Annotated in this window: 18 protein-coding genes; 15 read left to right on the top strand and 3 right to left on the bottom strand. The window is 39.7% G+C overall.

Annotation, left to right across the window (positions count from 1 at the left end):
- Nucleotides 1-4: 4 nt before the first annotated feature.
- Genes DV942_RS20520 through DV942_RS20505 form a run of 4 tightly spaced genes read left to right on the top strand, consistent with a single transcriptional unit; the run spans nt 5 to nt 4,402 of the window.
- Nucleotides 5-1,465, top strand: a complete 1,461-nt coding sequence (locus DV942_RS20520) for a RagB/SusD family nutrient uptake outer membrane protein (RefSeq protein WP_145860626.1) — start codon at nt 5-7, stop codon at nt 1,463-1,465.
- 59 nt (nt 1,466-1,524) lie between these two features.
- The gene (locus tag DV942_RS20515) at nt 1,525-2,772 is read left to right on the top strand and encodes a TlpA disulfide reductase family protein (RefSeq protein ID WP_145860624.1); all 1,248 of its coding nucleotides are present in this window, start codon (nt 1,525-1,527) and stop codon (nt 2,770-2,772) included.
- 7 nt (nt 2,773-2,779) lie between these two features.
- Complete coding sequence (locus DV942_RS20510) at nt 2,780-3,229, top strand: protein-disulfide reductase DsbD domain-containing protein (RefSeq protein WP_145860622.1); 450 nt, start codon at nt 2,780-2,782, stop codon at nt 3,227-3,229.
- 24 nt (nt 3,230-3,253) lie between these two features.
- Entirely contained in the window at nt 3,254-4,402 is a 1,149-nt protein-coding gene (locus DV942_RS20505; protein WP_145860620.1) for a TlpA disulfide reductase family protein, read from the top strand.
- A 232-nt stretch (nt 4,403-4,634) separates the two neighbouring features.
- On the opposite strand, the gene DV942_RS20500 is transcribed toward DV942_RS20505, so the two are convergent.
- Complete coding sequence (locus tag DV942_RS20500) at nt 4,635-5,519, bottom strand: LysR family transcriptional regulator (RefSeq protein ID WP_145860617.1); 885 nt, start codon at nt 5,517-5,519, stop codon at nt 4,635-4,637.
- Nucleotides 5,520-5,610: 91 nt separating this feature from the next.
- Here DV942_RS20500 and DV942_RS20495 point away from each other — a divergent pair, with 91 nt between their 5' ends.
- Complete coding sequence (locus tag DV942_RS20495) at nt 5,611-6,333, top strand: class I SAM-dependent methyltransferase (protein WP_145860615.1); 723 nt, start codon at nt 5,611-5,613, stop codon at nt 6,331-6,333.
- Between the two features lie 109 nt (nt 6,334-6,442).
- Here the strand turns inward: DV942_RS20495 and DV942_RS20490 are convergent, their stop codons facing one another.
- Nucleotides 6,443-6,679, bottom strand: a complete 237-nt coding sequence (locus tag DV942_RS20490; RefSeq protein WP_145860613.1) for a hypothetical protein — start codon at nt 6,677-6,679, stop codon at nt 6,443-6,445.
- A gap of 190 nt (nt 6,680-6,869) precedes the next feature.
- Here DV942_RS20490 and DV942_RS20485 point away from each other — a divergent pair, with 190 nt between their 5' ends.
- The 7 genes from DV942_RS20485 to DV942_RS20455 all read left to right on the top strand — a co-directional run bounded on the left by DV942_RS20485 (nt 6,870) and on the right by DV942_RS20455 (nt 17,194).
- On the top strand, nt 6,870-8,279 hold the full coding sequence (locus DV942_RS20485) for a S41 family peptidase (protein ID WP_145860611.1): 1,410 nt from the start codon (nt 6,870-6,872) through the stop codon (nt 8,277-8,279).
- A 71-nt stretch (nt 8,280-8,350) separates the two neighbouring features.
- Nucleotides 8,351-8,941 carry an RNA polymerase sigma factor gene (locus DV942_RS20480; protein ID WP_145860609.1) on the top strand — a complete coding sequence of 197 codons (591 nt, stop codon included), beginning with the start codon at nt 8,351-8,353 and terminating at the stop codon, nt 8,939-8,941.
- A gap of 486 nt (nt 8,942-9,427) precedes the next feature.
- Nucleotides 9,428-10,450 (top strand): FecR family protein, encoded by a 1,023-nt coding sequence (locus tag DV942_RS20475; RefSeq protein ID WP_145860607.1) that lies wholly within the window; start codon nt 9,428-9,430, stop codon nt 10,448-10,450.
- 168 nt (nt 10,451-10,618) lie between these two features.
- Nucleotides 10,619-13,864 carry a TonB-dependent receptor gene (locus DV942_RS20470; protein ID WP_145860605.1) on the top strand — a complete coding sequence of 1,082 codons (3,246 nt, stop codon included), beginning with the start codon at nt 10,619-10,621 and terminating at the stop codon, nt 13,862-13,864.
- Between the two features lie 385 nt (nt 13,865-14,249).
- The gene (locus tag DV942_RS20465; protein WP_145860603.1) at nt 14,250-15,551 is read left to right on the top strand and encodes a hypothetical protein; all 1,302 of its coding nucleotides are present in this window, start codon (nt 14,250-14,252) and stop codon (nt 15,549-15,551) included.
- 91 nt (nt 15,552-15,642) lie between these two features.
- Nucleotides 15,643-16,725 carry a hypothetical protein gene (locus tag DV942_RS20460; protein WP_145860601.1) on the top strand — a complete coding sequence of 361 codons (1,083 nt, stop codon included), beginning with the start codon at nt 15,643-15,645 and terminating at the stop codon, nt 16,723-16,725.
- Nucleotides 16,726-17,008: 283 nt separating this feature from the next.
- The gene (locus tag DV942_RS20455) at nt 17,009-17,194 is read left to right on the top strand and encodes a CBU_0592 family membrane protein (RefSeq protein ID WP_186462366.1); all 186 of its coding nucleotides are present in this window, start codon (nt 17,009-17,011) and stop codon (nt 17,192-17,194) included.
- On the opposite strand, the gene DV942_RS20450 is transcribed toward DV942_RS20455, so the two are convergent.
- Nucleotides 17,166-17,789: a TetR family transcriptional regulator gene (locus DV942_RS20450; protein WP_145860597.1), complete on the bottom strand. Its 624-nt coding sequence runs from the start codon at nt 17,787-17,789 to the stop codon at nt 17,166-17,168. The genes DV942_RS20455 and DV942_RS20450 overlap by 29 nt on opposite strands.
- A gap of 192 nt (nt 17,790-17,981) precedes the next feature.
- On the opposite strand from DV942_RS20450, the gene DV942_RS20445 reads away from it, so the two are divergent.
- The 3 genes from DV942_RS20445 to DV942_RS20435 are packed head-to-tail and all read left to right on the top strand — an operon-like array spanning nt 17,982 to nt 23,941.
- Nucleotides 17,982-21,191 (top strand): SusC/RagA family TonB-linked outer membrane protein, encoded by a 3,210-nt coding sequence (locus DV942_RS20445; protein ID WP_145860595.1) that lies wholly within the window; start codon nt 17,982-17,984, stop codon nt 21,189-21,191.
- Nucleotides 21,192-21,224: 33 nt separating this feature from the next.
- A complete protein-coding gene (locus DV942_RS20440; protein WP_090985119.1) occupies nt 21,225-23,015 on the top strand; it encodes a RagB/SusD family nutrient uptake outer membrane protein in 1,791 nt (596 codons plus the stop codon).
- The gene (locus DV942_RS20435; RefSeq protein ID WP_244950761.1) at nt 23,015-23,941 is read left to right on the top strand and encodes a metallophosphoesterase family protein; all 927 of its coding nucleotides are present in this window, start codon (nt 23,015-23,017) and stop codon (nt 23,939-23,941) included. Before DV942_RS20440 ends, DV942_RS20435 begins: the two co-directional genes overlap by 1 nt.
- Nucleotides 23,942-23,950: the final 9 nt, after the last annotated feature.

The following is a 23,950-nucleotide window of genomic DNA, read 5'->3' as shown; positions in this document are numbered from 1 at the left end:
AGTTATGAAACTTACAACGAAATACTTTTTAACGCCATTGGTGGCCTGTATAGTGCTTTTATCGGGCTCCTGCAAAAAAGACTTTTTGGAAATACAGCCTAAAGGATCACTGATAGCAAAAACAACAAATGATTATGAACAGATCCTGAATGGTTTGTATTTGCAAAATACCGTTTCCGCTTCCATATATCTTGGAGACGATATTGCATTGCAAAATAGCTATTTGGATGGAGTACCCTTAAGGGTTCAACGCCTGTTTAGGTATGAAGACAGGGTTTACGAGCAAAACGAACTCCCTCAGGAAATTACCGCAGCTACGGGTTACATCCAAAGACTATACCTTTTTAACAAGATTATCAATGAGGTGACAACATCTACACAAGGAACAGATCAGCAGAAAAAGCAGTTATTGGCTGAAGCGAAAGTTGGAAGGGCCATTTGCAATCTGGCCTTTTTAAATGATTTTTCACTCCCTTACAACCCTGCATCGGCTACAACTGATTTGGGGATTCCGCTTATTACTGCAGCCGATGTTACCCAAACATCCTTTACCAGGGCAACAGTAAAAGAGTGTTATACTGCAATCATAAAAGATTTAACAGAAGCCTTTCCAGGCCTCGGACCAGTTGTGCATCGCAGAAGGCTATCTAAAATGACTGCCGAATTCTTTCTCACCAGAGTATATATGAATATGCTTGATTTTTCTTCCGCTAAAACACATATTGATGGCGCATTCGCAGAATTGTCTAAATCAACCATACCGCTCTCACTTTACGACTACAATACTGTTTTGGATGAAAATGCAGCCGGTTCCTGGTTTCCGCTCAACTTCCTGGGTGCGTTAAGCAATCTGCCTCTTGCAGCAAACAACAGCCAGGTCATTTATAATATTTCTACCACAGTCTGGAATTTCAATTTTGCTGATTGCCCGGTTTTCACGCCTCAGGTGGCTACCCTTTACGGTGATGATGATAAAAGATTACTGCTTTATTCAGACACGGAGATGTTTGGCGACCTGATTTATCCCAAAAAAGTACGTCGTTATCCGAATTTCTTTCTGGATATCGGGCCGTCGCTACCCGAAATGTATTTAATGCGTGCAGAAATAAAGGCTCGGGAAAATGACCTGAGCGGCGCAAAGGCAGATGTTGAGGCCTTGCGGTTGAAAAGAATGACTGCTGCAGCTGCGAGCGTGCCGCCAAACGTAGCTTCCAACCAGCAAGCTATGGTTAGATTTGTTCTCGACGAACGCATCAGGGAATTTGCGCTTTCGGGTTTGCGTTGGTTAGATATGCGTCGTCTTTCGGTGGATCCGATTTATAAGGATCACATTAATCCTAACCACTATCTATTGGATGCAGATGGCAACATTTTAAAAACTTATACGCTGACCCCAAAACGCTATGCAATGAAATTCGGGGAACTTATGGTCAATCAAAATCAGGGATTAGCAGATAATCAATAAATCATTCCACCTGGGCGCCCTTAGGCTGCCCAATATTACACATCAATTAAATAACAGTTATGAAAATCAACAAATTAATAAACTGCTTTACCGCGTTAAGCATGATGCTGATTATCAGCTATGGAGCTAAAGCACAACAGCCTAATCCTTTGGTTGAAAAATATGAAGAATTTACGCTTATTGGCAAAGTACAGGATCAGGAAAAATTTTATAAGGACTTAATAAAGAAAATACCTGAAACGGAGAAAAACAGAAAAATTTACGACCGTATTAAAGGTGCAATAGCCATTAACTGGCTTCATGATGAAAATTTAGAAAAGTTCAAACATTATGACAAGTCAGTTAAAGATGGTTTATCGTTATTTGAATTAACCAACATTCTTGAAAAGTGGTTAGATGAGCAAAAACACATGGAATGGGTTGATGTAATTTCCAAACAATATATTAAAGATATTGAAAACGGATTACGTAAAGATGATTTTGAACATGCACACGAACTTTTACTGGAAATTTCAGCTACGGTAGATTGTATCAATGGCGATAAAAGTTCTGCATTAGCAAAAATCAACGAAGCACTTAAAGATGCTAAAATGAGGAACATGAATTACTTTAAAGACTCTAAGCCAAATTTCATCAGTCGTTATGCATTCATTTTAGATGCAAATGGCCAAACGCAAAAGGCAATTGATACATTAACCGTTTCCGTTAAAGAAGCAGAATCTAATCCCAAACTTTTATCTATGCTTAAAACCATCTATGCTAAAATAAATGGAGAAGATAATGCTGAAAAATATGTCACTTCATTACAGGACGAGGCGTACCAGCACTATTATAAGGCGCTTGAAAGCAAATGGGATCCAATTGGCAAACCTGCTCCAACCATTGCCATTACCAAATTAAATGGTCAGGAATTTAAAGTATCTGATTATAGAGGAAAAATCATGGTAGTCGATTTTTGGAGCACCACCTGTACGCCCTGTAAAGCCTGCTTTCCTGCTTTCGAAAGAATAGTTGCAGACTATAAAAATGAACCATTTCAACTATTTGTAGCCGGAATAGCTGAGGACAAAGAAACCCAGCAAAAATATGTCGACAAATCCAAACTGACTTTAGATGTATTGAGAGATCCCGATATGGAATTCTATAAAGCAATTGGTGCTAAAGGCACACCACATAAATTTATCATCGATCCTAAAGGAATAATAAGAATGGAAGGAATTGGCTACGCTGGCTCCACAGATCGGGAATATTATGAATTAAAAGCAATGGTAGAAATCACTAAAAAGCATGCTGCCGACAATAATTAATATCAATATGAAAAAAAATATCATTCTGCTGTTACTCTGCTCGTTTTTTACAATAAAAGGATTCGGGCAAATCTACCACCCCATCAAATGGAGTTATGCGGCCAAAAAAACAGGTAAAAATGAAGCGGTTGTATATGTAAAAGCCACCTTAGAAAAAGGCTGGCACTTATACTCACAGTATGTAGAAAAAGGTGGTCCGCAACCGACAAAATTTACATTTGAAAAATCAGATGGCTATACCGTCGCAGGTTATACAAAAGAACCTCAGGCCATTGTGCGTTTAGAGCCCACCTTTATGATGGAAGTCGGATTTTTCGAAAATTCAGTCATCTTTCAGCAAAAAGTAAAGCTAAAAGGCAAAACAGCAACGGTTAAAGGAAAAGTCAAATTTATGGTTTGTAACGACAAGATGTGCCTTCCGCCGGATGAAGTCGATTTTACCATTAACATCAATTAATATCCAGAACGATACAATAAAAATATGAAACGATTAATGATCATCGCCTTATCCATACTACAATTGAGTGCTTTTGCACAGGGCGGAAAAAATACTTTTACCATCACAGGAAAATATGGTGAATTTAATGCACCGGTAAAGGCCTATCTAGAATATACTTTAAATGGCAAAGATATTACCGATTCGGTTGTATTGAAAAACGGGGCATTTAAATTCACCGGCACAGCGACTTCTTCGCCAGTTTCAGCCGAACTGAGTTTTGACACAAAAGGTGTCGGTAGAGATAAAAGCCTGGAGCGCGGTACCGTAATTTTAGAACCTGGTAAGATAATGGTCGCTATTAAAGGAGGAAGTTCTTTTGACGGATTAGAAGTAACCGGTACACCTATGAACAATGATTATACCGAATTTAACAATCTTGTAGACGAATCGCTGGCAAAGATGTCTCCGGGAGATAAGGCTTTCATGGAAGGAAAATCAAATCAGCAAAACACGCCTGATTTTGAGGATAAGCTGGAAGAATTCAAAAAAAGATATAGCAAACTAACAAACGAAGCTTATGCAAAATTCGTAAGAACCCACCCTGATTCTGATCTTGCGCTCAACCTGATGTCGAAATTAGCTTATGACGGTGAATACGCTGAAGTAAAATCTCTATTTGATGGTTTTTCTGACAGGATTAAGAAAAGTACTAAAGGTATAAACTTTGCTAAAACCTTGCTTCAGATGAAAGCTACAGCCATTGGACAAACGGCACCTGATTTTGAGTTGGCTGATACAGAAGGAAAATCGGTAAAACTTTCTTCTTTTAAGGGTAAATACGTTTTATTAGACTTCTGGGCGTCATGGTGTGGCCCTTGCAGGGCAGAAAACCCAAACCTGCTCAGGATTTATAACAAATTCAAAGATCAAAACTTTACCGTAGTTGGTGTATCGCTCGATAAGCCAGAAGCAAAGAATCTATGGCTGGCTGCGATAAAGAACGATGGTTTACCATGGCTGCAACTATCTGATCTTAAGGCCTGGGATAGTACCGCAGCAAAATTGTACGGCGTTAGCGCCATACCGCAGAATTTCCTGATTGATCCAAATGGAAAAATTGTAGGCAAAACTTTAGTTGGAAAAGGACTTGAGCATAAACTCATTGAAATGATTGGTCAGCCTTCACATTAAGATTAAGGATTTTTAGCAATTAACATCTTTCTAGCTGCGTACAGACGCTGTATCAGAAATGATTTTTTAGATTTTTAGCAGAATAATATTTTGAAAGGTCGTCATTCCCAATTTAATTGGAAATCTTAATGCTATCGCAAAGCGCTTTAAGATTCCCGCCTGCGCGGGAATGACTAAAATTAAAATAAAATTTCGGGTTTAAATGTTAGATTTTACTTCTGATACAGCCTTTTTATATTTTCAACCGTGTATAATGTTTAATAAACCAATTCAATGCCTCGTTTTTATTTGATTCTTTATAAGCAAGTACCACCTCTGTGTTAATGGGAATATCGCTGACTTCAATAAAAGATACGTTCAATTGTCGGTATTGCTTTTTTAACGACAGTGGCAAAATAGATACTCCCAGACCCGCCTCTACCAATTGTAGTATAGAATGTACATTGTTAGCCTCGTGTGTAATATCCGGACTAAAGCCCAATCTCTGGCAAATCTCTACAAGTTTCTGGTTATACTGTGGGGCAAATGTTTTATTAAAGAAAATAAACGGGCTCTTCCTCAAAAAATCTGCAAGTTCATGTTCATTGCCTATTTTATGTGTTCCTAAAGGGGTAACCACCACGAAAGGATCAAAAAACAAAGATTCTACTTTCAATTTTTCAGACAAAACAGGAGCTCTCAGAATCCCAACATCTAAGTCACCATGTTCCAGCGCTTTAATCTGCGCCAGTGTAGGTACTTCAAACAAACTCGTTTTCAAGTAGGGAAATTCCTGATGCATCAACTTTAAAATTTCGGCAAGCTGCGATTGATAAACCGAACTGATGTAACCAATCTTAAATTCGCCGCTAACACCTTCATGGATTTTAAGCACCACCTCTTTACTTTCTGCAAGCCTGTTAAACAGGTTATCTACTTCATTCTTAAAATATTTACCGGCATTTGTTAACTCAACCCGCTTATTATTCCGGATAAATAACTTTACGCCGAGCTCTTCTTCCAATTCTTTAATCTGCCTGCTTAAAGGCGGCTGCGAAATAAAGAGTTTCGTTGCTGCCTTGGTAAAGTGCAGTTCTTCTGCAACAGTTTTAAAATATGACAAATGTCTGAGCTCCATATCTACAATACTTTTTAGGTATTAATTTATGCATAAATTGATATTTTACAAATATGATCAACTACGATAACTTTACAAAAAACTAAAAGCAATGAATAAAGATTATTCGCATAAAGCAACAAACGATGAGATAAAAACAAGGTTCGACAGCGATGTAGAACGTTTCTCTAATTTAGAAAGCGGTCAGCAAACCACTATTGATGCGCCCCTTACCATGGAACTTTGCACCGAAGCTGCCAAATACATTAATTCAACCGCTACAGAACTGTTGGATATTGGCTGTGGCGCTGGTAATTATACATTGAAAATGCTCGGTAAAATCCCAAACCTAAATTGTACCTTAAACGATTTGAGCCTACCTATGTTAACACGTGCAAAAGATCGGATATCGGCGCAAACCGCGGGAAAAATAACGCTGATACAGGATGATATGCGAAACCTGGATTTGCCCGACAACCATTTCGATATTGTACTGGCCGCGGCTACATTTCATCATTTACGTACCGATGCCGATTGGGAACTTGTTTTCACTAAGATTTACCAGGCTTTAAAACCCGGTGGCAGTATCTGGATTTCAGACCTCATTGCCCACGATTCAGTTTTAGTTGACAAACTTTTTCAGGATCAATACGGAGCATACCTGAAAACACTTGGCGGTGAAGCATACAAACAAAAAGTATTAGATTATATTGAATATGAAGATACCCCTCGTTCGGTTAATTATCAGCTGGATTTGCTAAAAAAAGTTGGGTTTACCACGACCGAGATCCTCCACAAGAACGCTTGTTTTGCAGCATTCGGTGCGATAAAATAAAAGATGCCTGCGATTTTCCAAAAACGATCTATTACATCTTTATTAAACCTTAATGATTTATTTAAGCAAAAGATTATGTTTTATTTTAAATCAGTTCACCCCTATTGAATTAGGCATAGCCGGGCTTGAAATTTTTACTTAATGCAATTAATTCGTCAAGGTTAATCAGATTGGGATCTGCTGACTGTCGCCTTAAGAGGTTGATCGGAACCGTTATAATACCATTTGTAGTACGCAATACACAATTTTCATCGTTAGCATTTGAAGATACGTAATCGCCGATTCCGGATTCGATTTCAGATAAACGGATTAGTAATTCGTAGTAGATATAAAGCGGAAAATTCACAGCGCAAAGTTAATGCAATAAAACGCGAATGTTTAATTATTGTTACGTTAACATTAAATAAGTCTATAATGATAATTTAACACCAGGAACCATTCTTTCCAGGCCTATATTTGGTAGATTATGCTAACTTGAAAATTAATGCCGGGTTAACAATAGTAATTTTAAGTTTGTTCTAAAACCAGGAAAGGCAATGACCACGTCCATAACAAACTTAAATAAAACAACTTATCAGTTTATTTATATAGTTATTCTATTTTTAACTGTCCTGTCGGGCTGCAAAAAAAGCAGTCAAAAACCTGATTATCCAATAGGAAGCAACGAGCATATCAACACCTGGATACTTGATAGCCTTAAACGATATTATTATTGGAATGACCAATTGCCTGCCAATCCGAATCTCAGTTTGGCACCAAAAGATTTTTTTAATTCCATCCGCAACTCGTCGGATCGTTTTTCATACATCACTATCCCTAATGACCCTGCCACTGCAATACCAGGCAATAGAAATTTTGGCTTTGATTATACCGTGGTGAGTGACCAAAACAGTTCAAAAGCTATCGGAATTATTAAAGTGGTACTAAACGACTCTCCGGCTTCGAGGGCCGGTTTAAAACGTGGAGATTATATCAGTAAAATTAACGGCAAAACAATAACGGTTGATAATGCACAGGTTTTGCAAACTGAAATATTAACTAGCGATCACTTTTCTTTGGGTTTAGCTGAACTGAAAAACAATATCTGGACAGACGCCCGTACTGTTCAGCTGAATAAAAGTATCATACTTGATCAGCGTGAGATCAGCAAGGTGATAGAAAGTGATGGAAAAAAAATCGGTTACCTGTATTTTCTGGACTTTAATGGTGGTTTGGCCAGTTCGCTTACTGCTGCCTTCAGTAATTTTAAATCAGAAAGCATCGCTGAGCTCATTCTCGACCTCCGTTATAACGCAGGTGGCCAGGTAGCAGAAGCAGCCGGCTTATGCGCTATGATTGCTAAAAATGTATCTTTCAATAAACCCTTTATTATCTACAAAGGCAATAAAAACGGAGGCACCAAAACCGAATCAATCGGTACTGCAGCAACATTCGATGGCACTTTAAATTTTAACGCCATCTTGCAGCAAAACCTTGGCTTAAGCCGGGTTTATATCCTATCAACAGCAGCCACCGCATCTGCTTCAGAAGTCATGATTAATAATCTTAAACCTTTTATTCAGGTGATACTGATCGGCGAAAAAACGAGGGGAAAAGATGAAGCGTCATTTAGGATCTTTGATGCCCGAAGCCCTAAACAGGTGAACTGGGAAATACACCCGATTGTTTATAAACTTTTTAACGCGCAAGGCATTGGCGGTTACAGCACAGGCATTGCCCCCGATATCAAGGTTAATGAAATGGATAATCTGCCTTTGCTTCAACCTGGCGATACTGCAGATCCAATGGTGAGAGCAGCAATTGCTGCCATAACCGGTAAGGCTATCAAAACTTCTACTGTAATAAATAATGTATTGACTAACAGCTTTCAGCCTGATCGTGTATTAATGGATTCGAGGACGGTGTCTGCACAGCAAAGCATAGTCATCACCCATCAGTTAAGGTGATAGAAAAGGTTTTCATTGCGTTAACATTAACTTTATACGCAACTACTAACTTGCCTACATAAACGCTACTTATGGAACAGTTGGAAGATTTTAAAAATGCAAAACTCCTCAATGCAGTAAAAGCTGGCGATTCTGCCGCTTTCAATGAAATTTACCACCAGTATCGAAAAAAAATATATGGTTATGCCTACCATTTTAGCCGTAACAGTGAAGAAGCCGAAGAACTTACCCAGGATGTTTTTGTAAGGCTTTGGGATAACCGATCAAAAATTGATACACAAAAGAATTTTGAGGCATTTCTTTATACCCTTATCCGTAATAATTTTCTTTCTATACTTCGTAAAAAAGCCAGAGAGAAGGCTTATAGCAACGAAAACCTTAAATGTGAACCATCTTTCAATACCATAGAAGAGGAACTCAATGCCAAAGAAACGAAACAAATTGTAAATAAAGTGATAGAAAGTCTTTCTCCGCAGGTTAAAAAAATATATTTATTGAGTCGTAACGACCACCATACCCACGAAGAAATTTCGCAACTGATGGGCATCTCTAAAAACACGGTAAACAACCACCTCAAAAAATCACTTGGGACTTTGCGGAAATACTTCAGCACCTATTCCCCGGAAACGATATTATCATTGGCTATAGTGATCTTTTGTTGAAGGTTGCCCCATAAGAAAAGTACTTATGGCTACCTGCATGGTTTCTGAATCTACTCTGCCAATTGATCGTTATTAAATTCATTTACATTCTCCCATCTTAATTTTCTTTAGCGAGGATGCCTCCCGTTAGGTCACCGTTGGCTAGCTCCAAAAAAATGCGATGGTGACAAGAAAAAAGCCTTCTTATAATAACGTTTATACAAGCAGCTCATCGTTAATATATCTTGCTACTATATAAGCGCATATAAGTTTTAAGCGTTATCATCATTTTCAGGCAAGAGCCGCGATGAATACCTGCATAAATCAATCGAGGAGATTTACTTTTAGTTAAATTCTAAAATTATTTCTCAGGATAACAAGCAAATAAAACTGCCCCGTAACTGCCCCTAATTGCTTTTTAAAATAAATTTCATTTTCCGATAGCTATATCACCACGCTCGTGCATATATACATTAGTGCGCAGCGCTAAAGCTTACAAATAATAAAGTGAAAGAAAACATTAAAATACTATTTGAATATTACTTAGCAGGTAAAACCACTCCAGAGCAAGAAAAAATGTTAATGGAGTACCTTGCTGACCCAGCGAACGCCGATAGTGAATTTTATGGTGTAATGGAAAGCGCGTGGACAGCACAAACAACAGAAACCGATTACTCTTTAACTGCTGTTAACGGACTTGCAGAAATATGGGACAAAGTAGAAAAACGCCAGCCTAAAAGCAGATTATTCTCGCCACTATTGAGATATGCTGCGGCAGTTATCGTCATTATTTCTGCATCGCTTGGCTGGTATCTGTACCGGAACGTACAACAAGCTACACAAACATCGATCATCTTTTTAAGTAAAACCACTCAAAAGGGCGAAAGACTAAAGTTGATTTTACCTGATAGTTCTGTTGTATACCTTGGTGCCGAAAGCAGGCTAACCTGGCCATCCCGGTTCGTAAAAGGTAATTTAAGAAATATCCAGCTGGAAGGAGAAGCTTTTTTTGAAGTAAAACATGATACCACCAGCCCATTTATCGTACAGAGCGGAGAGATGCAGACCAGGGTTTTGGGTACTTCATTCAACATTTATGCTTATCCTGAAGATGAAACTTTCAGCGTCGCTGTTCGTACCGGTAAAGTAGGCGTTTCAGAGAACAGTACCGGAAAATTAAGACATCTTTCGCTACTTACTCCCGGAATGAAATTATCATATCATTTGAAAGCACATCACTATGATATCCGTAACGAACGTATCAGCGAAATTAATGCATGGATTAAGAACAGCTTTGCCTTTAAAGATGTAAGCCTGGCTAACATGTTCCAGTCACTGGAAAGATATTACAATGTCCGTTTCGAAATGAAAACCAATAAATTAAACGATTGCAGGTACAATGCCACATTTACCAGCAAAAGCATCAGCGATATAATGGAAGAAATCCAGATCATGAGCGGCAAAAAAATGAGATATAAAATAGACAATTCAAACAAAATAATAACCGTATGGGGGGAGGGCTGTCAATGATGAGTTAGCAAAATGCTATAGCGCGGCAAAAGGTGCAACAAACCAGATTTATACCTACAAAAAACAGATTAAACCTCTTTACATCAACAAGGGGCCGGATTGCTCGAACAATCCAGCTCCTAAAACAAAAGTTTTTAACCCGTGAAAATTAAAAAACATCTTGAACCTATGAAAATAGGAATTTATGAATATATAAAAGAATATATTATCAATTTAGATTACCGCCCTTTGGTAACCTTCATCATACTATCTACTTTTTTATTTAACGAGGCAGTGGCAAACAGCTTTGTACAAACGCCAAAAGAAGGCATACTGAGCATTAAGATAGTTGAAATGGGCATTCCTGATGCGCTTTCATTGCTTGAAGAAAAAGCAGGTTTATCAATCAATTATAATAAATCGATTTTCAGCAAAAACGGGAAAGTAAGCCTCGAAGTAAAAAACATGGCCATTGAGCTGATCTTAAAAAAAATACTTTCAGGAACCAGAGTAGCCTACCGGTTTGCTGATGCCAATACCATATTGCTATATAAACTTCCGGATCCGGAAAAACCAGGAAACATATCAGGAAAGGTTTTTGACGAAAAAGGTGAAACCCTGCCCGGTGCATCTGTTAAAATTAACGAAACGGGCAAAGCTACACAAACGGCCAGCGATGGTAGTTACACATTAACTGCCGAACCCGGAAAATATACAGTAGAAATTAGTTATATATCTTTCATTACACAACGCATAAGTGATGTAGAAGTCAGGGCAGATAAAAGCACCCCGCTCAACATTGCCCTAAAACCCGATGCAAAAGGTTTGCAAGATGTGGTGATAACCGCCAGCTATAAAAAAGCTTCCGTTGAAGGCTTACTGACCCGTCAGAAAAATGCTGCTGAAATGAGCAACGGAATTAGTGCCGACCAGATTTCCAGAACACCGGATAAAAACATTGGTGAAAGTTTGAAACGCATTAGCGGGGTAAATTCGGTAGATAATAAAATGGTACTGGTACGCGGCATAGGTGAACGTTATAACACTGCACAGCTGGATGGGATTAAGCTACCCAGTACAGAGGCACAAACCCGTAACTTCTCTTTCGATTTAATTCCCTCAAACATGGTTGATAACGTTGTGGTGAGTAAAACCGTTACGCCTGATATGAACAGCAGTTTCGGGGGTGGGTTAATACAGATCAATACCAAAGATATCCCTACCGAGAACTTTATGTCTTTTACAGCAGGTACTTCGTATAATGATCAAAGCACAGGAAAAGATTTTTTAAGTCATAAGCGAGGTAAATACGATTATTTTGGGTTTGATGATGGAAGAAGAAATTTTCCGGTCGGTTTAGAACATACTGAACGTACAACGGCACCCAACAATACCCTTACAGACGAGCAGTACCAGCAAAAGCTGATTGTCCAAAGCCAGAAATTCGTCAATGATAATTTCACGATGTACAGGTACAAAACGGCACCATCTCAAAATTATCAGTTTACCATAGGCAGGACCATAGGCATTGATACTACAAATAATAAAAAACTGGGGTTTGCCACATCATTAAGCTACCGCAACAACCAGAATATCAATACCATTGAACAGCAAACAAGAGGTGAATGGAATATCAATACGCCAAATACCGGTGCGAAATATATGTTCAACACCACTTTAGCAGCCATGTTAAATGTAGGTTTACAGCTTGAGAAAAACAGATTTAGTTTCCGCAACACCTATACACACATTTACAATAACGACCTGTTTAGAACCATTGGTTATGATGCTGATAATGGATCTGAATTCTTTGCCAATGGCCGAAAACCAAACGCTATTGTTGAAGCTGACGATCCTACGTACACCGACCTTTTACAGAATAAACTCAATGGCCAGCACCAGGTAGGCAAAGTAAAGCTGGAATGGAATTTATCGCGTACATCAATAGACCGTAAAGAGAAGGATTTGAGTATTAGCACCCAAAACTTGCAGCAATTTGGTAATGATTATGAATATTTTTACCAGGCAAGTGGCCAAAGGGAGGGCTATATCAAACCTACCTCAAGACATAACTACAGCAATAATGAACACCATCTTGCCTGGGGTGGCGATGCAAGTATGCCTTTCAAAATTGGCTCACTAAATAACACGGTAAAAACGGGGTATTTTGGTATACACAAAGAAGGTTCCTTAAACTGGGAAATCGCATCACTGGTCCGTAATGCATCGATACCCGATAGCCTGAAATTCATCTCTATTTCCCAAATGATTGATCCTGCCAACATTGGCAATAATGGCTACAATTATTTTATTAACCCATACTTTTTAAACGGCTATAAAGGTAAAAGTACCACCCAGGCGGCGTATATGATGCTTGATAACCGTCTTGCTGAAAAATTACGTTTGGTATGGGGCCTAAGAGCAGAGTACTTCAAATATACCGAACTCCGCAACGACCTCAATGTTAGGGGTGTGAGTGGTTTCGCACTTCCATCTGAGAAAAAATGGCGTTGGTTACCTTCGGCTAATCTTACCTATAGCCCTACAAAAGAGATTAACATCAGGGCCGCTTTTTCAAATGCTGTAGTAAGGCCCGAACTAATGGATAACAGTCAGTTCTTTAGATACGACCCGATGTTTGACGCCCAGTTTGGGAACGAGGGTTTAGCCAGTACCCAAATAAAAAATTACGATCTTAAATTTGAATGGTTCCCCGGCTTGGGCGAAATCATCTCGGCAAGTGCCTTTTATAAAAAATTCGATCAACCCGTAGAAGTGGTTTACAGCATCTCAAACGGAGGCGGTTTTTATTATATCAAAAATTCTGATCAAGCCAAAGTTTATGGATTGGAACTGGAGTTGAGGAAAAACCTGGGTTTCATCAATAACAATACCCTGCTTTCAAGATTAACGCTTTACGGCAACCTTACCTTACAAACAGCCAATGTGGTTGGGACCTACAAAACTACCGGTACCAATGGCGAAAGTGTTATAGTAAGTGCCAAAGCCAAAAGGAACATGTATGGGCAGGCACCTTACCTGATCAATGCCGGGCTACAGTATCTGGACGAGCATTTTGGCTTCAACCTGGCCTATAATAAATCTGGGCGCAAAACAACTTTGGTTAGTCCGGAACTGAATAACATTGAATATGAAAACCCGCGCGACCAGATTGATGCACAGATTAGTTATAAGTTTTATAAAAACAGGTTCGAAGTAAAAATCAATGCCGGGAATTTACTCAACAGGGCCTCGCTGATTTATAGAAATACCGCAAGTTACGAAGCTAACCCCGATTACCAGCCGGGTTCAGATTACAGCAATAAGTTGCGATTGAAACCAGGTTTTTCCAACAACCTGGATGATGGAGACCAGGTGATGTTTTCGCAAAAATTTGGCCGCACCTACAGCACCTCTATTACCTATAATTTTTAGAACGACCATGAAAAACAGTTTTTATAAGGTTAAACCATTTAACAGGAAAGGAGGAAATTTATTTCCTGCATAGCCATAAAAAAAACGAAAGGTTGTATCAGAACCCTTCGTTTAAACCGATCATTTGCAGTGGAACGGCCAATCAGGAAAAACCTGAAATATTTTTAAATCTACTGTTAAAAACCCAGGGTAGCTAACAGCTTTACTTAGTTAAATCTATATGAACAGCTAAGATATAAAAAAACATCATATTTAGGTATATCAGGCTTTTATTTCCTTAAAAACCAACAAATAACTTGGCTGTAAACCTAAATAACCTTGAAAAAAATCAACCTAAAAAACATGGATCGTAACAATAAGATCCTATGAAAAACAAAAAATGACAATGAAAAATTTTAAAAATTTAATCGGTCTTTTATCAATTGTTGCTGTTTCATTTACAGCTTGTAAAAAAAACGAAGGTGGTGCTGATGCATTCGGTAACCGCAGCACTTCAGCAGCAGATTATTCACAATCATCCTTGCCGGTTGTGGCTGTTAGCGGAGACATTACCAGCTCTGTTACCTGGACCGCAGGAAACGTTTACGAATTAAGCGGTGTAGTAACGGTTAGAAATGGTGCAACTTTAACCATCCAACCAGGTACTTATATCAAAGCTTCGGTAAATACTCCGGGTGTACAAAATGGTGTATTGGTTGTTGCCAAAGATGGTAACATCAATGCAGTAGGTACAGCAGAAAATCCAATTGTATTCACCAGCCGCTACCTTCTAGATGGTGATGCCAGTACAACTGGTAAACCAGGCGACTTTGGCGGCGCCATTATTTTAGGTAATGCCAGAATCAACGTTGGTGATAAACTGATAGAAGGTTTAGCTGACAATCCTAAATTCCATTACGGAGGTACAAATGACGAAGATAACCGAGGTACTTTCCAATATGTGCGTATTGAGTATGCAGGTTTCCAGTTGGCTCCAAACATCGAAGTTAACGGTTTAACTTTAGGTGGCGTGGGCAGTGGCACAACGATCGATCATGTACAGGTTTCTTATGGTCTGGATGACGGATTTGAGTTTTTTGGTGGTACAGTTAGTCCAAGTAATTTAATTGCGCTGGCTTCTGATGACGACCAGTTTGATTTCGATAACGGTTTTACCGGTATACTAAGCGACTGTGTGGCCATTGCCGATAAAAATTCTACACACAGTACGAGTGGAGGCAACAGCGATTCAAACGGTATCGAATCTGATAACAATGCACCTGCGGAAGATGGTACGTTTAGCTTAACCCCTAAAACACATCCAACCTTACAAAATGTAAGCATTTTCGGAACTGAAAATAAAAACGGTATTTCTGGTTTAGGCTACCGTAACGGTATCCGCGAGCGCAGAGGTTCTGAAGTAAGCTTAATTAGTGTGATTGTTTCTGGTTACAATACCGGTATCGCTTTCGACAGTGATGCCAATGCAAGTCTTTCAGATATTTCTTCTACTTCTGTTCATGGTTTCAACAATTCAATCACAGCTGCCGTTGGTGCTTATGCTGATGGTGGTGGCAATACTTTGGTAGTAAATGCAACCAACGCCAGTACTTTCGGTGTTGCGCAACCATGGTATAACACTCCGGGTTCTCCTGCTACAGTTACACTTCCGAGCTGGGCTTCAGGTTGGTCAAAACTTGTATTTTAATTTTTTCTTAATAGAAAGAGACTATGCTGTTCGGCATAGTCTCTTATAATAAAACAGGATAACGCTGTTTTAAATGATAATTAACCTTTATATGAAACTTAAAATATTTGCCTTTTTTTTCCTTTCGGCCATCGCCACATTAAGTTTATCCTGTCGTAAGGCAGAACTACTCCAACCCGAACCGGTTAAAATTGTTCAGTTAAATGTTACAGGTGCAAGTAGTGTTGAGCTGGAGTACCTGTATAAAGACAGCGTAATTGCCGCACCACCTGCGGGGGGCATCAACGTAAAAACCCTGCTTACCGTTAAAGATCAGCACGCTGATTTGAAAATCAGAAAAAAAGGTTCAACGGAGATATTACTCTCCAGAACGATAACGGTAGCACCGTTCGATCAGTACATCAGTATTTTTTATGATGGCACTAAAATATACAACAGTTCCATTTCATTACTCATCAAAGGCTACGCACTGGCGGGTGAACTCGAATTTTTAATAGATGGAAATGTATTTTTATCCGGCACCGGTTCGATAAATAACACCTCCCCTATCCTGATTGATAAAGGTACAAAGAGAGAAATAACGGTACGCAAAAAAGGCGAAACCGATATTCTGCTTGCTAAAACGATCGATGCAACCAGCAATAGCCAAAGCATAAATTTCTTTTACGATGGAATCAAAATTGTTGATAATGTAAGCCTTAACCCGCCTTTAAATCCTGCAAATATGATGGTTAGTGCAAAGTTCGAGACTTTATTTGCACCACAATTTAAAAATGTTGATGTAGACCTCGTTTTCTACACCAGGCTTAAACCCCAATCTACCGCAGCGTATGCTACCGCCGGAACAAAGGTACAGCCCGAACTTAGGCTTACTTTGCTTAAAGATGGTACTTTTAACCAGATAGAACTTCCACCACTACCAGATGCCAATTATATATATAGTTTTGATATTGTTGAAAAAGGCACCGATAATGTACCCTACACCACAACAAGCGCGCCTTTTGTATTAGCCGCTTATCCCTTTAAACCTAACCAGGGCCGTTATGGGGAAATTAATTTTGAAGCCGGCAAGTCGAGGTTGTTTGTTATCACCGATACTAAAAATATTTTAGCGAATACAAGAAGTACCTATTTTTCCGGTAAAGTAACCGACCTTTCTCAATATTTCAAATAACATTAACATGTTCATTCTTTAAAAAAAGGAGGAAACCAAAGCAAACTGCAACGGTGATCTCCTTTTTCTTTATTGAAATTAAAGAACCAGCATCCCGATACTAACATTTTTTTTGCTACAGCGCTACCACCCGATATATCTGATTATTGCTGTAATTATCTAAAGGTAATCACATTATTTCATAGCTTTACCCAGCAAACCATACAACAGAATGAAATTAATGATGTCACTTATCGGATGGTCTGGAGTAGTATTTTGTACGCTGGCATACCTTTTTTTAAGTATGAAATTAATCCGGTCGGATTCGTTCTCTTTTCAGGCCCTAAATATATTGGGTGGCTTGTGTTTAGCCGTAACCGCCTTAGATACGCACGATTTACCCAATGCTGCTGCCAATGTACTCTGGATGTCTATTGGCTTATTTGCTTTGGGTCGCCAGTTTAGCAAACGTGATCAGAAAGCGCCTTAGTCGGAGGTATGCAAAGCAGATCATAAGCTTTCTGCTTATAATAGGCTAATCGCTCCGAATAAGCTTTTTTATCATTTTCCAGCGAAAGATAAAAGTAAGCCCCGTCAACCATTACAAAAATGAAATCGGCTGCAACCTTTGGGTCGTTTACATTTGTAATGGACTGCGCATTGCACTGTTCAATCAGCTGTGCAAGTCCTTTGCGCAACGAATCCAGAATTAGCTTATACTTTTGCTTGATTTTTTTCTCCCTAAACGCCAAAGCGTAAAAAGTATAAAATAAACCGTCATCAAAAAGCAGGTTCCATTTTTTAGAAAACAGCATTTCAATCGTACTTTGCAAATCGCTTAAGGATGCTTTCTCTTTATTCTTTACGGTATAGATCAGTAAATACCGGTCAAGTATGTGGTCGATCAATTCGTAAGTGAGTCCTTCCTTGGTTTCAAAATAATGAATAATAAGGCTCGGGTTAATATCCATCACCTTTGCAATCTTGGCTATAGAGGTATTTTCGTAGCCCTCTTTTTTGGCCACCTGGTAAAATACCTTTATAATTTCCTGTCTCCTTGTCTCTTTTAGGCTTTTACGTCCCATCGTGCAGTTAATTTAATGGGGCAAACTAATCAAAAGCGGTTGGATTCTGCAAATTTATTTTACTAAATATATTGAATGAACGTTCAATTAATATATTAATTGAACGTTAACCTATCCTTAATATGATATGTTCAATTTAGCACTGCTGAAAAGAGCTTATTATTCCAAATCAAACAACTAAATATTAAGAAAATGAAAAAAAGGCTACTCTGGATATTCATGCTATTGATTCTGTCTACAAGCGGCTTTGCACAAGGGATCGCAATAAAAGGCGTGGTTACCGATGCAAAGACGGGGGAATCGCTCCCTGCCGTAAACATTACTGTAAAAGGGACAAACCTGCATATCGCCACCAACAGTAATGGTATTTATACCTTAAGTAATGTAAAACCTGATGCCACACTTATCTTTTCCTACATTGGCTACAAGCAACAGGAAATTTTGGTTAGTGGTCGGGCAAAAATCGATATTTCTTTATCTCCTGACTTTGCCAACCTCGATGAGGTAATGGTTGTTGGTTTTGGAACCAAGAAAAAAATCAATGTTGCCGGCGCAATTGATCAGATTTCTGGCAAACAGCTTGAGTCAAGACCTGTAAGCAACGTATTACAGGGCTTACAGGGCATCAGTCCCGGACTCAATATTACTTACGCAGGCGGCGCGCCGGGCAGTGTACCCAACATCAATATCAGGGGCTATACTTCCATTAATGGTGGCTCGCCATTAATTGTTATCGATGGTATTCCTGCTACCAGCACTGATGATATGTTGCGCTTAACCCCTAGCGATATTACTTCGTTTACCGTATTGCGCGATGCGGCATCGGCAGCCATTTATGGCGCACGTGCTGCATTCGGTGTAATTCTGATTACCACTAAACAAGGTGTTGCTGGTAATAATACCATTAGTTACAATACTTTCCAATCATGGGCAAAGCCAACCTTACTACCCAGGCCGGTGATCGATCCCTATATTTTTTCGAGAGTATTAGAAACTGCTACAGATAACACTCCATGGGATTATGTAAATTATTCTGACGAGTATTACCGCTGGGCGAAAGAAAGATCGGATAACCCTGCTATAGCCGATACCCGGTTAAATCCAACCGACCCCACCAAGTGGGCCTATATGGGCAGTAACGACTGGTATGAATATTTTTTTAATCACTCGAGTTTATCTAAAAGCCATAACCTTACTTTTTCTGGTGGAGCTGCGGTAAACGAAAAGCCTTTAACCTATTACCTCTCTGCAGATTATACCAGAGATAATGGGTTAAATAAACTGACTGCAGATTACTGGGACCGTTATGGACTGAGGTCAAAAGTGGGTTTTTCTCCACTTTCGTGGCTTAAAATAGATAATAACCTGAATATTTATCAAACTAAACGGGCACTTCCTAACGGAAACATTACCGACCTGTATTACCTGATGCCTACCGACGTAGCTACGAATCCTGATGGCACATGGGCGAATACCGCTGCTGGAAAACTGGCTGCAAAACTGGTAGATGGAGGAAATAACCTTCAAAATATGTTTGGTTTTCAAAATATTACAAGTGCAACAGCTTTATTTTTAAAAGGTGATCTTCAGGTAAACGCTGACGCTTCTTTTAAACGTGAACTCTGGAAAACGCATAATGACAGTAAAAAATACAAAATCGGCTATGGTCCGAATGATATCCGCGAAGAAGGTGGGACTGGTTCAGTAACCGAAAACAATGGTTACCTGTTTAATAACGCATTTAATATCTATAGCACTTATAAAAAGACGCTTGGCGACCATTTTTTCAGTGCAATGGTAGGTTTTAATAGCGAAGATTACAGCTATTCTACCGTAAACGCGAGTAAAGACATTCTGATTTCTTCTTCTCTACCGTACCTATCGCTCACCAGTGGAACGGCTACTGCTAGTGCAGGTTATTCCGCTTATGCTACCAATAGTGCATTTTCGAGATTAAATTACACGTACAAAAACAGGTACATCCTGGAAGCTACAGGAAGGTACGATGGTTCATCGCGGTTCCCTATAGACAGACGTTGGGGATTCTTCCCTTCGGCATCGATCGCCTGGATAGGAAGTGCAGAAGATTTCTTTAAACCATTATTATCTACGGTATCTACTTTTAAACTTCGTACTTCATATGGCGATCTTGGAAACCAGAATGTGGGCGATTTTGGTTATATCCAGTCTCTGGTACCTGGTACTTCAGGTTATTTAATAGGAGGCAATGGCCAGAACCAGGTGATCAATGGTGCCCCTGGATTAAATGTGGATCCACGCACGTATACATGGGAAAGGGTATCTACCTTAAATATGGGTACCGATATTGGTCTGTTGAACGATAAACTTTCTTTCACTTTCGATTATTATATCCGTGATACCAAAGGCATGCTTACTGCAGGACAGGAACTTCCAGGGGTGTTAGGCACGGGTGTACCACGTCAGAATTCAGCAGATCTTCGTACCAAAGGATGGGAACTTTCAGTAACTTACCGAGACAGGTTTGAACTGGGTTCAAAACCTTTCAGCTTTGATACTAAAATATTCCTGGCCGATTCTAAAGCTAAAATTACCAGATTTAAAAATGATCAGAACCTCTTTTCCAATTACCGCGAGGGGCAGACACTCGGAGAGATCTGGGGATTACAGAATGACGGGGTTTTCCGGAGTAAAGCAGAAATTGCTGCTTTAGATGAATCTGCCATTATTCCATGGGGTGCACTTTCCATTGTTGAGGGATGGCCAAAATATGTTGACCTAGATGGAAATAAGAAAATTGAAAGGGGTTTAAGTTCAAACGATCCGAAAGATTTAAAAATTATCGGTAACAGTGCTGACCGTTATACGATCGGTGCCAATCTGAATATGGATTGGGGTGGTTTTGATGTTTCTGTATTTTTGCAGGGCGTATTAAAAAGAGATTTTTATCCTCATCACTATCTTTTCTGGGGGCCTTACCAGCAGCCGTATGCCAACGTTTATCCATGGAACCTTGATTTTTACCGTGGAGCAGCTGATTCGCCGGAACAAAGAGCCAAACACTCCGCTTCATATATCGCCGCGGGCCTTGCTGATGCCAATACCGATTCTCAATATCCGGTATTACAATCTTGGCTTGCTGATGCCAATTATGGATCGGGTTTAGATATTCCCCAGACTAAATATCTGCTAAACGGTGCTTACCTGAGGATCAAAAACGTATCGTTTGGTTATACCTTACCAGTTCAGTGGACCAAAAAGTTTCATGTAAACCGTCTTCGCGTATTTGTGACCGGAGAAAACCTGTATGAGTTCTCTTCTATCAAGAAATTTATTGATCCGGAAGCGGTTAACCAGGGACCAAGTGCCTGGGCATATCCTTATCAACGGAGATATGCTTTCGGTTTAAACCTCGATTTTTAATTTTTGGATCTATCATAATTAAATCATTAGAAAATGAAAAAGTATATATATATCGTGTTTATTGCAGTTGCAGGTATGCTCGCAGCCTGTAAAAAAGCCGGGCTTGATCGTTTCCCTCAAACCTCCGTCTCCCCTGGCCTCTTTTTTAACACAGAAAGTGATCTTTCGCTCTATGTAAATGGCCTACTCTCGCAGCCAGACCGCAGTACTTACCTTAATGATCAGAGTACGGATAACGTATCCACTACAGCAGCAGTTGAGATAAAAAATATTATGGGAGGCAACGCGACCGCCCAAAACATTACCACTGGCTGGAGCTGGAGCAGGTTAAGAAACATTAACTATTTTCTAGAGAATTGTGGAAAAGCACAGGTTTCTGCTGCCGTTAAAAACCACTACGCAGGTTTAGCCAGGTATTACCGCGCTGAATTCTATTTAGATAAAGTTAAGCGTTTCTCTGACGTACCCTGGTATTCAGGTACATTGGAACCTGGTGATGATGCACTCTACAAAGCCCGGGATCCAAGGACGTTGATTGCCGACAGTATCATGGCAGATCTGGATTTTGCCTATAAAAATGTGAGGGAAAGTGTCCCGGTAGGTACTCCGGGAAAATGGGCAGTGGCCACTTTATATGCACGGGCAGCACTTTATGAGGGCACTTATCGTAAATACCATAACGAACTCAATTTAAGCAGTTCAGCAAATGCATTTTTAGAAACTGCAGCAAGAATTTCAGGAGAAATCATCGCCAGCAAAAAGTTTAACATTTACAACACCGGAAAACCGGAACAGGATTATGCAACACTTTTCTCCAGTCAGGATTTAACAGCCAATAGCGAGGTCATTTTAGTCAACATCTTTGACCTGAGTAAAAACAAAAGCCAGAATGTAAATTCTACCGTCTTTGGCGATTATGAGCAGGCACCAGCCAAGAACCTGTTAGAAACTTACTTAATGAAAGATGGAACGAGGTTTACAGATGTAGCAAACTACACGCAGCTGGGTTTTGTGGCAGAATTTAAAAACCGCGATCCGCGGATGTCGCAAACAATGGTTTACCCGGGCTGGATCAGGGTACCCGATGCTACCCCCTATATCCAGCGTTTAAACAAAAATTTTACAGGTTATCATCAGTTGAAAGGTTATGTAAACAGCACTGATAACGCGATCTTAAACGGTGTAGATTTTCCGGTATACCGCTATGCAGAAATCCTGTTAACTTATGCTGAAGCACTTGCTGAATTGGGTACCTTAACGCAGGCCCAACTCGATCAATCGATAAATCTTCTTCGTAAAAGAGCGGGGTTGCCCGATCTCAACCTGGCAACGGCTAATGCCAATCCAGATCCGGCATTGCAATTACAGTATCCGAATGTCACCGCTAACGCAGGTGTTATACTCGAAATCAGGAGGGAACGCAGGGTAGAATATGCTTTTGAAAACATGCGCTTTGATGATTTAATGCGTTGGAAGGTAGGCAAACTACTTACCACAAGCCCCCAAGGCATGTATTTTGCCGGATTGGGCAAATACGACCTTACCGGTGACGGCGTTGATGATATTATTCTGATTGACAGAACGGCAACGATCCCTGGTGAAGACCAGAAAGAAAAAAATTCACTTGGGGTAAAACTTATTTATTACCGTGCAGGACTTATCGGTACTGATGCAACGGTTTATTTGAAGAATGGCAACAACGGCGGTAATATCGTAACAGAAAATGTGACCAGAAACTTCGAAGAACCCAAATTCTATTACCGCCCTATCCCGCAGCAACAAGTCATCCTGAATCCTAAACTGAAACAAATTTTTGGCTGGTAATGATGGCAGAAATAACGAGAAGGTCTTTAATAAAGGCAATAGGAATATCGGCAGGAACGGTATTTTCGGGCGCGTTGCCCGGTCTGGCTTCAGAAACGCTTACAGATAAACCGAGAGGTAAGAAGCTGGTGCTTACTGTGCCACACATTACTGATGTTCATATCCGTGCAGGAGAAAATGCCCCGCTACGATTCAAAGCATGTTTAAATCAGATAATCAGCAAACATAAAGTTGATTTCTTCTTAAACGGAGGAGATTCCATTAATGATGCTTCTTATGATAATGTGGTACGCAATCAGGTAACTGAACAATGGGATATTTGGGATGAATGCACAAAGGTGATCGATAAATACAAAATATACAGTTGTATTGGCAACCACGATATCTGGTGGAAAGCGCCTGCAACAGACGATGAAATGTATGGAAAGAACTATGTGGTAAAACGGCTGAAAATTCCTAATCGTTATTACAGTTTCTCTAAAAAAAACTGGCACTTTATTATCCTTGACGGCAACAACAGCAAAATTTCTCTTGATGATGAACAGTATAACTGGCTTGAGCAGGAATTAAAAAACCTGCCTGCCGGCACACCTACGCTGATCATGTCACACTATCCGATCCTGGGCACCACCCAGGTATTGGTTGGCGGCGGACATTCGGATTGTAAAAAACTGAAGAATCTCTTCTACAAACATCGCGATAAGGTAAAAATCTGCCTGAGCGGACACAACCATCTCTCTGATCAAACGGTATACAATGGTGTGCAATACTGCTGCAATGGAGCCATGAGTGGCTTTTGGTGGGGCAAAGGCGATGCAGAATCAGCAGGCCCCGGTTATTACCAGGAAACGCCACCCGGATATGCTATACTTAAAATGTACGATGATGGAACAGTTGAAAACGAATATTTCTCACACACTTTCTAATCATAAAAC

Source organism: Pedobacter suwonensis (genome assembly GCF_007833675.1).
In the GTDB taxonomy this organism is placed as follows: domain Bacteria; phylum Bacteroidota; class Bacteroidia; order Sphingobacteriales; family Sphingobacteriaceae; genus Pedobacter; species Pedobacter suwonensis.
The sequence above is the reverse complement of the archived record's forward strand: the minus strand, read 5'-3'. Positions and strand labels throughout refer to the sequence as shown.